This window comes from Clostridium sp. HV4-5-A1G (assembly GCF_900184915.1).
In the GTDB taxonomy this organism is placed as follows: domain Bacteria; phylum Bacillota; class Clostridia; order Clostridiales; family Clostridiaceae; genus Clostridium_B; species Clostridium_B aromativorans.
Window position 1 is genome coordinate 1 of record NZ_FXYI02000098.1, and the last position, 13,906, is coordinate 13,906.

Annotated in this window: 12 protein-coding genes; all 12 read right to left on the reverse strand. The window is 34.5% G+C overall.

Features of this window, described 5'->3' with window-relative positions; all coding sequences use genetic code 11:
* Positions 1-276: 276 nt before the first annotated feature.
* Positions 277-993, reverse strand: coding sequence for a pseudouridine synthase (locus tag J5G60_RS11265; RefSeq protein ID WP_150358340.1), 717 nt, complete (start codon positions 991-993; stop codon positions 277-279).
* A 167-nt stretch (positions 994-1,160) separates the two neighbouring features.
* The gene (locus J5G60_RS11270) at positions 1,161-1,832 is read right to left on the reverse strand and encodes a lytic transglycosylase domain-containing protein (RefSeq protein WP_150358341.1); all 672 of its coding nucleotides are present in this window, start codon (positions 1,830-1,832) and stop codon (positions 1,161-1,163) included.
* Positions 1,833-1,909: 77 nt separating this feature from the next.
* The gene (locus J5G60_RS11275) at positions 1,910-3,913 is read right to left on the reverse strand and encodes a triple tyrosine motif-containing protein (protein ID WP_150358342.1); all 2,004 of its coding nucleotides are present in this window, start codon (positions 3,911-3,913) and stop codon (positions 1,910-1,912) included.
* Between the two features lie 139 nt (positions 3,914-4,052).
* Positions 4,053-4,490: a YaiI/YqxD family protein gene (locus tag J5G60_RS11280; RefSeq protein ID WP_150358343.1), complete on the reverse strand. Its 438-nt coding sequence runs from the start codon at positions 4,488-4,490 to the stop codon at positions 4,053-4,055.
* A 20-nt stretch (positions 4,491-4,510) separates the two neighbouring features.
* Positions 4,511-4,735, reverse strand: a complete 225-nt coding sequence (locus J5G60_RS11285; RefSeq protein WP_150358344.1) for a hypothetical protein — start codon at positions 4,733-4,735, stop codon at positions 4,511-4,513.
* A 229-nt stretch (positions 4,736-4,964) separates the two neighbouring features.
* The gene (locus tag J5G60_RS11290) at positions 4,965-6,317 is read right to left on the reverse strand and encodes a glucose-6-phosphate isomerase (protein WP_150358350.1); all 1,353 of its coding nucleotides are present in this window, start codon (positions 6,315-6,317) and stop codon (positions 4,965-4,967) included.
* Between the two features lie 162 nt (positions 6,318-6,479).
* Positions 6,480-7,382: a DMT family transporter gene (locus tag J5G60_RS11295; protein WP_150358345.1), complete on the reverse strand. Its 903-nt coding sequence runs from the start codon at positions 7,380-7,382 to the stop codon at positions 6,480-6,482.
* Complete coding sequence (locus J5G60_RS11300; RefSeq protein WP_150358346.1) at positions 7,364-7,573, reverse strand: hypothetical protein; 210 nt, start codon at positions 7,571-7,573, stop codon at positions 7,364-7,366. Before J5G60_RS11300 ends, J5G60_RS11295 begins: the two co-directional genes overlap by 19 nt.
* A gap of 16 nt (positions 7,574-7,589) precedes the next feature.
* The gene (locus J5G60_RS11305; protein WP_150358347.1) at positions 7,590-9,782 is read right to left on the reverse strand and encodes a methyl-accepting chemotaxis protein; all 2,193 of its coding nucleotides are present in this window, start codon (positions 9,780-9,782) and stop codon (positions 7,590-7,592) included.
* On the reverse strand, positions 9,772-11,991 hold the full coding sequence (locus J5G60_RS11310; RefSeq protein WP_150358348.1) for an efflux RND transporter permease subunit: 2,220 nt from the start codon (positions 11,989-11,991) through the stop codon (positions 9,772-9,774). The genes J5G60_RS11305 and J5G60_RS11310 overlap by 11 nt, the downstream gene beginning before the upstream one ends.
* A 242-nt stretch (positions 11,992-12,233) precedes the next feature.
* The gene (locus tag J5G60_RS11315) at positions 12,234-12,818 is read right to left on the reverse strand and encodes a TetR/AcrR family transcriptional regulator (protein ID WP_150358349.1); all 585 of its coding nucleotides are present in this window, start codon (positions 12,816-12,818) and stop codon (positions 12,234-12,236) included.
* Between the two features lie 213 nt (positions 12,819-13,031).
* Complete coding sequence (locus J5G60_RS11320) at positions 13,032-13,268, reverse strand: DUF4829 domain-containing protein (RefSeq protein ID WP_229981192.1); 237 nt, start codon at positions 13,266-13,268, stop codon at positions 13,032-13,034.
* Between the last annotated feature and the right edge of the window lie 638 nt (positions 13,269-13,906).

The window sequence follows — 13,906 nt, forward strand, 5'->3', positions numbered from 1 at the left end:
ATATTATATTGTATTTATTATTCAAATAAATACATTCCATTAATTATTATTGATAAAATTTCAGTATATGTAAAAAAAGTATAATTGTATACAATAAAAACAGTCCATTGGGGCATGGACTGTTTGCTCATAAATAAAAAGGGGGCTATTATTCCTTTTATTTATTCTTGCATATTCATTATAGTAAAATTAAAACAAAATATCAAGTAGAATATGAATTATTTTATATGGGGTCATCTATATAATTACATAAATATGCATTAAAAAATTTCACGGCTAAATTTTTTTTATACTTTCTATTTCTTCTTTAGACAATTCTCTATATTCCCCTTCCTCTAAACTATCCTCCAATTTTATTGGGCCAAACCGTATTCTTCTCAAATAAACTACATTTTTGCCCAAAGAATTAAACATCTTCTTAACTTGATGAAATTTTCCTTCCTGTACAGTCACCTCTGCCCTGGAACCATCCTGAGTAGATTCCATGATGTGCAAAGCAGCAGACATACACTTATATCCGTCTTTTAATACTATACCTTTTCCAAATTTATCAACATCGGACTCATTTAAAGGCCTATCTATTTCAGCATAATATACTTTATCCACATGGCTCCTTGGAGATATCAATCTATGATTTAACTTTCCATCATTGGTAATTATGAGTAATCCCCTGGTATCCTTATCAAGTCTTCCTACAGGAAAGGGTTTAAAAGACTGGTATTTAGGCTCCAGAATATCTATAACCGTCTCATCAAAATTATCAAAAGTTGCAGATACAACTCCACAAGGCTTATTCATCAAAATATATATGTATTTTTTATAATCTACATTTTCTCCAGAAATTTCTATACTGCACTCATAGGGATTTATTTTCACAGAATTATCTTTTACAACTGCCCCATTTATTTTAACTTCTCCATTTTTTATTATTGATTTTATTTCTTTTCTAGTGCCATATCCCAAATTGGCCAATATCTTATCCAATCTATCCACTTTACTGACTCCTTTTTTCGTTAATACTATAGTATTTTCCACTTAAAATCAAGCTATTAAAGATTCATATAATTGAATAAATTAATGCATAAAAATACAGAACGCTTTTCACAGTATATCCGGCAGTTCTGTATTCTACAATTATAAATTTAAATCTATATACTTAATTATCCATAATATTGCATAACTTTTTGCACATAATTTCTAGTTTCATAGGGCAGCTTGACAATATCCGAGCTGCTATTTACGCCTCTATTTTTTAAAGTTCCAGGTCCCGCATTATATGCCGCAAGAGCTAGTTCTTTGGAATTTCCAAACATATTGAGCATATTTCTCAGATACTCCGTTCCAGCATCTACATTTTGTTCTACATCATAGGGATTTGTCACACCTAATTCACTAGCCGTCCCAGGCATAAGCTGCATGAGTCCCATGGCTCCTGCAGAAGATTTGGCCTGTGGATTGAAACCGGATTCCTGTTTTATAACTGCCATTATCAAATTTTTATCCACACCGTATTTTCTGGAAGCACTCTCCACCGCTTCATCAATACTCGAATTTCCACTTTTTACGTCATCTCTTACACTATTGTAGATATTATTCAGTCTTTGTCCGCCTCCATATCCCAGCTTGCTCAAGTCCTCATCATCCAGAGAAAGTTTGGATATATCTATATTTCCACTGCTGTCTGACAATGCTTTTGTCAAACTTTCCATAACAAGTTGAAATGAATCCTGGTTTTCAAAGGCCTGCTTGAATATTTCTGTCATAAACTCCAGCTGTAAAACTTTTTGGATATTCTTATCCTGATCTGTAGAATTTATATTATTTAAACTCATTATTTCACCCGCCTAAAAATATATTACTCTATTACTCTTCTTTTATCGTATTAAAGTATATAAACTTAAGTCTGCCGCTATTCGGTCTTAAAAGAGAATATGCTGTAGTCCTCATAGGAAACTTTACTGCGCTGACTTTTACAAAGGGCTAATATTTTATACTCTCCTCTATTAAAAGGAATATAAGTATAATAATTTTTTTTGCTGTAGTCCTGTACTAAATTCCAATCCCCCTTTTCCATGACGTAAAATTCATACATAACATCTTTTCCACCTTCTTTATGAACCGTAAAGGTCACAGGTATACTACATTTAAATTTCAAATTATCACAGGTTATTCTTGTATTAGTTATAGGGAGCGCTTCATTGACTTCTACACATACTTCTTTTTTACAATCAAATTCTTTTTTACTTTTAACATTTTTTGCAAAAATTTCCAATCTGTATACACCGCCGTATTTGGGAACAAAAGCATATATTTTCTGAGGAACAAAATCTGTTTCCTCCACTTTATGGTTATTTATATTGAGTACATACTTTATAACAACATTTTTAGTGTTTTGCACCACAGAATTTATAACAATTTCATCTCCTACTAAGAAAAGCTCTTTCACAGGATATAGTATGTAATCAATTACGGCAGGAATATAGTCAAAAACCTCTATACTTTTTATTGAATGACAATCATATTCTCTATCGGAATATTGGTCTTTTACCCTCGCTTCCAGCTCATACTTTCCACTTTCCTCTGGAGTAAATTCCATAAAATTATCTTTGCTATAATCTATATTTTTTAATTCAGTCCCCTCTTTCCTTATTAAAAATCCATATTTGAGATCCACTCCACCAGAAGCATTCACCTTCATCTTAATAGTTTTACCCTTTAATACAGGATTATCTACATTTAAGATCATTCCCTCAATTTTAACTGGTTCTCTACTTCTTTCATCTATAATATAATTTAGATATTCTATAGCCTCATAATTTCCCTGAAAAGATCTATCTTTTACCATTAGGATAAGTTTATATCTGCCTGGTTGTTTGCTTTCCCATACATAACTGTCACAGGTAGTATACCCGGAATCTTCACTGTAATTTCCCTCAATCACATACCTGTATAAAAGTTCCCTTCCACCTATGACCTCTGCTTTTAAAGTTATCTTTACTCCGCACAACTGAGGATAGTTCATGTCTGCAATAAAATTTTTTATATAGATTTTATTGTATTTTTTGACTCTAAAATTCAAAACAGCCCTGTCATCAAATTTATTCATGGAATATATATCTTTTGCCAGACATAAAAGTCTATATTCACCACTTTTTTTCTCTACATAACTTACTATCCTTTTTGTAGAATAATTTTGAATGCACTCTGTTTCTCCATTAGAACTTATTTTAAAAAATTTATAGAGTATTGTCCTATCACTATCATGATCTGAATCTATCTGAAAAATCAGTTCTGAGTCTTCGAGAAGGTCCGAAGTTAAGCATTTAAAATCAGTTATTACCACATTTTTTAAAGAATATACCTGAAATTTTGCACTTTGAAAATCATCAAAATCATTTTTAGAATCTATATTCTTGCATTCTACCAGTATTTCACCCTTTCCTTCGCCTTTAACCACCCAGGAAAGTACATTATCTGCCGAATAATCCTTTATCATTTCCCATTCATCTTCTATTCTTATCCAATACCTGAACAAAAGGGGAAATCTAGTAGTATCCACTGTTATATTAAGCTTGTCTCCTAATTTAAGCTTGTCCTTATCTATATAAATGCCGCTTATTAACTTTTCCTCTGCCTTTCCTATTATATAATCCATCTTAGATACATAATCAAAGCTCTTATTTCCTCCTACTTTTTTAGCCTGCACCATCAATATATATTTTCCATCTTTCTCAGGAATCCACTCAATTTTTTCCTCGTTCGTAAAATCCTTTAAGATATCCCATACACCATTACATCCTATCATATACTTATAAACAAGCTTTTGCTTTAAGTTATTATCCACATTGATAATAACTTTTGACTCTTTCGCCTGCGGACTTTTTAAATTACAGTTTATAGCCAGCTCATTCATCTAAATCATCCCCTACGTATAATAATTCCTTTGATCAGATTTTTCTAACTTATATTATACTATAATTCCATATTTTGTAATAGTATTTTTTATGTATTTATTTCTATACAAGGGAATAATTTAAGATAATCACTGAATATCAATGAAATGAATGTATCAACTCAAGTAAATTTTTTTCAAGTCTATGATCATCCTCTTTTGTCCGTTTTTTTGGATTGCAAGTCTTTCCTCCTGATCTTCTCACCTTAGAAGATATATGCCTTTCAAAAAGGAGCTTATCTATATTGTCATTACTGTATATATATCCTTTAGGACTTATGGCATAGGCATTTTTGCCAAGAGCCATGGCTGCCACCCCATAATCCTGACTTACTACTATATCTCCTTTTTCAGTGTTGTTTATAAGATACATATCCACACTTTGAAATCCACTGTCTACATATTCCACACTGCTGTAGTCAGAATCTAAAACATGATTTAAATCACAGTACATTTTCACTGGAACATTGTTTTTTCTGGCAACATTTTCTATTATATCCTTACCTGCACAAGCATCCGCATCTACTAATATTTTCATATTTACAATTGCTATCTCCTCTATTTTTTTTGACTTTTTTTATTGCTCTTCAATTTATCCTTATTATTTTTTAAAAAATTGGCTTTCAGTAAAACAGTAAGGCCGGAAAGTGCCAGCGCACACAAGATAGAAATAATCAACATCTTTATTATTGATATGGGATTAAGCTCTGAAGTATTGACGTAATTTAGCAAACAAAACAAGATCGTATATATTACTAAGGACTTAATAAACACCTTCTTCATAAAAATTTCCTCCTATTAAGTAAATAAAACCCGATTTTACCTATTATTATAGACATGATGAAATCAGCTGTCAACGCAGATTATAAGTACCATTTCTAAGCATCAAAATTCAGACTTGGCTGGATATTTTCATCGGCACTGAAAAAATTTATTATTTCATGTTTGCACTTTAGTAAAAATAATCCTGCCTTATGTACAACAGCACAGTAAAGCAGGTGAATTTAAATTGTCAGTCAAGTATTCCTTCCAATTCCTTCTTTTTATATTCATAACCTGGTTTTCCGAGGAAGGCAAACATATTTTTCTTATAGGTCTCAACTCCCGGCTGGTCGAATGGATTTATTCCCATCAAATAACCGCCAATTCCACAAGATTTTTCAAAAAAATATACCATATACCCAAAGTAATAGGCAGTTAATTCAGGTACATTTAAAACTATTACCGGTACGTTTCCCTTATTATGGGCTAAAACTGTTCCTTTAAAAGCTTGATGATTTATAAAATCTATAGATTTTCCATCCAGGAAATTAATTCCATCAACATTTTCATTATCTTTTTCTATGAATATCTCCCTTCTAGGCTTTTCTACATTTATGAAAGTTTCAAACATTATTCTCAAACCCTGCTGTATATACTGACCCATTGAATGGAGATCTGTAGAAAAATCCACCGAAGCGGGAAATATACCTTTGTTATCCTTACCCTGACTCTCCGCAAATAACTGCTTCCACCATTCTCCGAAATAGTGAAGACAGGGCTCAAAATTTACTATCATTTCAATGATTTTTTCTTTTTTATACAGTATGTTCCTAACTGCTGCATATTGATATGCAGGATTTTTTTGAAGATCTTCTATTCTACATTCCAACCGTGCATCTCCTGCACCCCTAATCATTTCGTCTATATCTATACCTGAAGCCGCTATTGGTAAAAGTCCTACTGCCGTGAGTACAGAATATCTTCCACCTACATCATCTGGTATGGTGAATGTCTCATATCCCTCTCTATCTGCTATTTCCCTTAAAACACCCTTTTTACTGTCTGTAGTTACATATATTCTATTTCTAGTTTCCTCTTTCCCATATTTTTTCTCAAGCAATTTTTTAAATATTCTAAATGCAACTGCTGGCTCTGTGGTCGTTCCAGATTTTGAAATAACATTTATAGATAAATTCATTTCCTCTACAGTATGAATCAAATCATACATATAGGTTGAACTCATATTATTACCTGCATAAAATACAGACAAATTCCTTCTTTTATCCTTTGGTAGTATATTGTTAAAACTATGTGAAAGCATTTCTATAGCTGCTCTAGCTCCTAAATATGAACCCCCTATTCCTATAATTATTAAGGCATCAGATTTTTCCCTTATTTTTTGTGCCGCAATTTTTATTCTTCTAAATTCATTTTCATCATAATATACAGGTAAGTCAACCCATCCCAGCTGATCATTTCCTCTTCCATTTTTATTTTCTATCATATTGTGGGCAATTGATATATCTGACTGCATGTTCATAATTTCTTTTTCCTGTACGTATGGAGCAACTTTGCTTAAATCCAATTTTATACCCTTATTCAACACAGTTGATTTCCACCTCCAGAATCTATAATTTTTTCTCAATACAATGATAGTATAGCACTATTATTAAATCTATCTTAAAAATACCCATTTATAATTTGCCCAATATTTTTATATCTATTATATATATTCCATAAAATTCTGCAGATCGACAATCTGAACCTAAGAATCACTCGATTGCCTGCCTGGCAAAGAATGAAGTCTATCTGTCTTAGATAAAATTACTGCAATAAATATGATTATGCATCCAATGACCATTTTTTTTGTAAATACCTCCCCCATCAAAAGTATAGACAAAAAACATCCAAAGACTGATTCCAGTGACAATATTATTGAAGCATGGGTATCAGATGTATACTTCTGCGCTACATTTTGTACTAAGAATGCAATAGTCGTATTAAATATTATGAGATACAATATTCCAGCTATTCCTCTGTTATCCGGGACATGCATATGGGGCTCGAATATCAACGCACTTATCAACGTAAATATACCTGCGGATAACAATTGTACCGTTGTTAAATGTATAGGATTTATATCCCTCTTAGCATAGATTCCAATCAAAATTATCTGGAAAGAATAAACAACTGTAAAAAGCAGTGTAAGGCTGTCTCCAAAACTTATGGATATATTTTGCTGCAGACTCAAAAATCCTATTCCTATTAAAGTTAAAAAGCCGGCCAATACTGCATAAATATTAGGTGCTTTTTTAGTCACCAGCCAGGAAGCAAAAGGTACTATTGCAGCATAGGAAGCAGTTAAGAAGGACTGCTTTCCAGCTGTTGTATATTTAAGCCCAACAGTCTGAAAGGTCTGCCCTGCGTATAAGATCAGCCCCAGGGTAATTCCAGCTATAAAACTTTGTCTGTCTATTTTTATCATTTTTTTAAAAAATATCATATATAAAATGATTCCTGAACACAAAAATCTAAAGGACAACAGATAAAATGGAGTAATACTCAATAAAGCTATTTTTGCAGCTATAAAACCTCCTCCCCATATTACTGCAACCACTAGAAGAGAAATATCTGCAATTAAGGATTTCCTTACATCTGCATTTTCCACTTATATATCCCCCTAATTAAAATGTTACATTCATTATACAATATTTTCGGCACATTTTTAACAAATGTGATATCTTTTAATATATCTATGAATTTAGAAGTATTATCAAATAATAGTTCTCTGATAAATATACATTTATGGAAAAGGAGAGCTTTTGCAAGTTCTCCTTTTCCATATTTAACATCACTCAATTAATGCTTGGCCGCCTTATTGATTGATATCCGAGAAAGCTGATACCACAGCCTGCTTTAATTTAACAAATACCCGGATGATTCTGTAAAGTACACCTTTATCCTGCGCGTCTGAATCCGCATTTGTTATATTCTCATTACCACTGTCCTTGTTGATTTCCTGCGTTCTCAGAATCACCTGTATGCTCCTGGGCGAAGGGTTTTTGCTGGAAGTAAAGGAGATCAGTTCTGCTTTCGGATCCAGATACAGCAGCCTGTTCTCATTCTCAAATTTATCGATTTCCTTATCTGCAGTAGACTTAATAGAATCATTTGCCTTCCTCATGGTAGGTACGCTTTTAATTCCCTCAAGGCTCTGCTTAAGTACTCCGATAAGGCCTTTAAGCATATCACTGTTGCCCTGGCTGATATCGCCGCTGCTGTTTTTAAGTACAGATTCAAAGCTGCTCAGAAAATTCTGTGAGCTATTGAGACCTTTGGTCATACTGTCCAGCAGGGTTCCCATATCCTGCAGTGCTTTTATAGAACTGCTCTTATACTTATTTGCTGTATCATTGACTGCTGAAATATTGTCAATAAGGGTTTCACTTTTTGTCAGCAAGCTGCTGGTGTTTGACAATATTTCCGATTGTTCACTGAGCATATCATCTGTAACCTCATTTGCCCTGTCAAAATCTTCGAAATAATCTTCTATCAAAGATATGCTTGAATTGACGGTATTTAAATAATCTTTACCATTTTCACTTATATCAGATGTTTGGTCAAGCAGTTCACTGGTGGAATCGCATGCCGCAGCAAGATCTGAGAGCGTTGAATCAACATAGGAGAGCATTTGTTGTATGTTACTATATAATGCCATCAGAACTTTCTTCAGCTCTTCATTTTCAATACCCTGTAAATACTTTTCGGCAATTCCTGACAATTCCCCACTTACACTTTTCATGGCATCTGACAATGTGGATATGTCAGAACTCACTGCATTCAACTTGTTGCTCAAGTCAGAGGAGCTGTCACTCAAATTCTCCAGATCTGCCTGCATATCTTCTATATCCGATCTGGTACGCTGAAGCAGTTCATCTCTTTCATCGGATTTGCTGTTTACATCTTTCACAACATCACGCAGTTCCTCAATGTCATCCTGTACGTTTTTGATGGAAGCCTTATATTTCTCCAGTTCAGTCTTTGTACTTTCAATGGTTTTTGTCATAGCATTCAAATCATAGTTCAAATCTTCAATAGCATTTTCCCCCTCATTGATATGGGGAATCATTGCCGCCGTATTGGATGCCACTTTTGACAAATCCGCCAATGCCGTTTCTGATTTATCAAACAAACTATCTTTTGATACACTTATATTACTGTTAGCGCGGTCCAATGAGGATAAACCAGACTTAGCTCGTGACAGACCGCTTTGCATATTTTCAGCTGTTTGTAAAAGTGCATTTGTACTGTCATAGATGGAATTCATGGAATCTCTAAACGTGTCGATGTTATCTTTAAGATCCTTCACATCCTGCAGCTGACTCAGAGTTCCCGGCACCATGGTCAGCAGAATACCATCGGTTTCAAAGCTATTCGTACCGATACGGAGGGTAAAGGTATCTTTCTCTCCCGGAAGTGCGGCAAACAAAATGATTTTTTTATTGCCTATGGTCTGAACCTGTGCACCCGGCGCATCCACGCTTGACGCTTTTGACATATCCACTATTGTCTGCATTTGCAAAAGCATATTGTTTCTGTAATACATGTTGGCCTTGGTATTTGGCGTCACCTTTACATCAATCTGTATCAAACCAGATGCACCAACCAATTTGGATGCAGCTATGGGAGTGCCATTAAGGGAATAGGACACATCCACATTCCATGGTAAAACTACAGTTCCCTTTTTGGGAGTGCATTCATAATAGAATCGTCCCTTGTAGTTGTTCAGATTCCAACTGACAGCTCCATTCTTCATCGTGGGAACAACATTGTTGGACATATTGCTCACCTTTTCATATTCGCCATAGTCTGTGAATTGTTGATTCCCATTTAAATTGCAGCTTTTTACAATGTTTATATTGGTTGGTGTACCGTAATAATCCAGATTTACATAAGCAGATTCATCCACCGAGACCTTGGGTGCTGCCGCTGTGGCCGTGCCGGACAAGGTGACGGGCAAAATCAAGAGTGCTAATATACTTGATAGAATTCTTTTCCTAATTTTCATTCTTCAATCCCTCCAAACTTTCAGAAGATTTATCCTCTATTGTCTTGGGCAACACTTCTCCCAACTGCAGCTTATCTGCAAGTTTCTTCCTTGCTTTGTCTTTCAGCTGGTTCATCCTGGAAATATGCTTGTAGATGCGTCCATCAAAAATATACAGTAGTGCCGGCAGCAGCAAGACAACCATTGCAATACTCATCAGTGCACCACGTCCAATTAGATGTCCCATGGCACCAATGGCGGCAATACTTGAAGTAAAGTAAAGTGTATATCCTGCAAAGGAAAGAATGAGCCCAGAATTCATGATAGGCGGAACCGCTGCCCAAATCGTTTCTAGAATGGCCTCTCTCTTATCCAAATGCATTCGGTATTCTAAATAGTAGTTGGTCATCAATATTGAATAGTCTACAGTTGCAGCCAACTGGATGCAGCTGACTATAATGTAACCCATGAAAATCATGTTCTCCCCCATGAAATAAGGTACTGCCATATTGAAAAAAATCGCTATTTCAATAGGCACTACCAGCAGAATGGGAATCAACAGTGATTTAAATACAATCACTGCCACGATTACCACCCCTATTAGAGAAAGTTTGTCCACGAATGTATAATCACGGGTGAGTATGGTTTTGATATCCTGTGTAAAGGTAGTAGCTCCAATCAAAGACGAATGCTGAGGATAATACTTTTGAACAATGGCCTTGATCCCATCAGCATATCGAAATGCCGCATCACTTTCTTCCCGCGTTCTTATGTAAATTAAAATACGTGCATATTTTCCCGAGTGAAGCTGTGTGGTGATTCTATTTGGAATAATGCTTTCCGGTATACCCTCCGGCAGTGTATTTTCCAGCGAGGTTATTTTTTTCACATAACTGAGCTTCCCCAATTCATCGGACAATTCCTTCTCCTTTATGTTGGAGTCATCTGGTATCAATGCCATAAGCATATTGCTTCTTCCAAAAATCCTGTCAATTTCCTGCTCATCTTTATAGACCTGCGTACCTTCTCCCGCACCTACCGCCGAATTGCCGAAAAGAAAACTGTTCATGTCTTTTGCAATAAAACAGGGCACCGCCAAAAATATAGCAAGTCCCAATGCCACATATTTGATCTTTAAAATACCTTTGCCCAGCCTCTTAGGGAGCTTTACCAGTTTACGATGCGCAGTTTTTTGAATCATATTTTGGCTTCGGATAATCAGGGAAGGCATCAGAAACAAAACAGTCAGCAAACTGATAAAAATTCCCTTTGCCAGAACAATTCCCAGGTCATATCCTATGGAAAACTTCATGAGAGTCAGCGCCAAAAAACCGATAATGGTTGCCATGCCACAGGCTATAATGGAGGATGCGGATTGCCGTATGGCAATTTCAATGGCTTCTTTGGGCTCTTTACCTGCATCTTTTTCTTCGGTGAACGCATGCATCAGAAAAATTGAATAATCCATTGCAACGGCCATCTGCAGAACGGGGGCCACACTTGCAGTCATAAATGAGATCTCTCCCAAAAATACGTTTGTTCCCATATTAATCACAATGGCAATCCCCATGACCAGAAGGAACAACAATGGCTCAAGCCACGCTGTCGTTGTCAATATAAGTACCAATGCCACAACGGCGATTACAATTACCGTAGCGCTTTTCATTTCCTTGTTCAAGCTCTCATTCAAGGATTTATTCTGAACAGCAGGTCCTGTAAAGCTGCCCTTATCACCTACAATTTCATAAATCTTGTCCAGTGCCTTCGATGTCCTCTGGTCGGAATCCCCTTTGACAAAGGAAATATCCATCACTGCACAATTGTCTTTATAATAATCCTGGATATTTTCGGCTTTTATAAAGGTATCAGAAGTATATACATCGGTATACTTTTCAATATTTTCTGCCGTATCTGCCCAAAATACTGTATCTACGCCATCCACCGCCTCTATCTCTTCCTTATACAGCTTTGCCTGATACAGGGATACATTCTTGATCATGATGCGGGCGGTACCTGGATAGCCAAATTCTTTCTCCATAAGGTTCAGGCCGACTTTGGATGCCGCCGTATTCGGCAGATATTTGGTGAGATCATAATTGACTTTCACAAATAGATATAAAAATATGCTGATTACGACCATGACTGCAAAAAATATTTCAATATACTTACTTTTATTTACAATAAAATTGACTACTAGATCGGATGGTTTAGTTTTTATTCTGTTCTTCATCAAGCTTCTCCTTCTCCATTCCTTATACACTTATTCCAAAATACACGATCAAATCATATGTATGAACATTTCAAGAGGTCTTTCCTATCCTATAACTTCGACAGTTTTATCTCCGGTTCTACCTGACTTTAGAATTCGATTCAGGAAACAATTTTAATTCATTATCATAGTAATTTTCTTGTACTTAAATCTATACCTTCTTTATTTATAAATAAACATTTATTCATTAATTTAAGTAAAAATTATTTCAATGCATTAATACATATTTTTGCTATTCTTTTAGCTTCTTCTTCTGTAAATTTTTTATTATTTTCTAATTCCAGCGAAAATGATAGATACCTAAATGGAATTGTAAAGGACACAACCAATACCTCCGCAGCAGTTACATTAGATTTAAATTCACCCGTTCTTTTCCCCAATTCAATACATTTTTTCGCCAGATTCAGTATGCCATTAAATCTATTAAACTTTTCCTTTGTGGGTATTCTCAAATCCATCACAACTGAAGCAGCAAATTTTGCCATCATCGGCTCCCTGTTTGCATTCATAAATAATTTTCTTATTGTTCTACATCCAGCTTCATACATAGTATCAGAAGAATCAATATCTGCTATAAAGTCATTAATTATCACGCTCATTTCCGAGTCCACCAATTCCTGTACTAATTCCTCTTTACTATTATAATATCTATACAAATATCCAGGAGAGACTCCTGCTTTTTCACAAATTAAAGCGATTGATACGCTGGAATATCCGTAATCTATTATACACTCCATCACTGCTTTTTTAATATTATCTATTTTTTTAGGATCTGCAATTCTAGCCATTTCATATCACCATCCAAAAATACAAATAAATAAATGAACATTTATTTATTTGTATTTTATATCTATTCTATTTACATGTCAAACTAATTTTAAAAGAGAATAAGAATGTTTTTAGTTAGTCACCCTCCGGGCTTTATCTCTCCCATGAAGTCGCTGCGGTTAATCTGACAGCAGAGAAAGAGTTCTGAATTTCCCCAAAACTCTTTTTATCAATTAACCCTCTCCAATTTCGTCAATTAACCAAGGCGAATTCTTGTCTTTTCTAATAAGTGTGCACCATTTAATATCTTTCCCACTGTCTTCAGGACCAACACCATCTTTTTTATATTCAACTGTATACTCAACCTTATAAATCTTTATGTTTTCAGCTTTTGCATGTGTTATTATGCCACGACCATATTTCATATAAGCTTCTTTTTGTGATGGTCTTCTATCTTCAGATTTCTCCAAAACTCATTTAACAGCTAAACTACGCCTTTCTTTGTGTTTCTCATTTTTCCTATCCCTGACTTTGCAATATTTATGGGGCATTTTGGGTTTTCACATATTATTTTGACATTTAATATATACAATAAAACATGAGGTAAGTATATAATTATACAATCTCTTATACCTAGGAACCAGACAATACAATAGAATAAAAGCTCATCTAAATATCAGATGAGCTTTTATTCTATTTTTAAATAGATCCCTCTAAAATAAGCTATCTCTAGCCTTTCGGCACCATCATCCTAACCTTGAATTGATTATCTAAACTATCAATTAATTTATTTCCATTTTCATCAGAAGTAAGCAGTACTTCTCCTAAATTATACGCCCCATAATCGTTGAACCATCCTTCCTTATTTTTGACGGCAGAAAAGAAATGGGTTCCTATTTTATAGGAGCCCTAAACCATTTTGCGAGGCGTTTATAAATGGCACATAATTAAGTATTAACTTCTTACTTCTTAGAGAGGAATTCCTTTACTACCATATAATTATGTTTTTGTTATCTATATTTTACCATTATAATAAGGAAAAACAATAGTCTAAATATTAAGAATAATTTAATATTTTATGGACATATTATTAATTATTAATTTTATA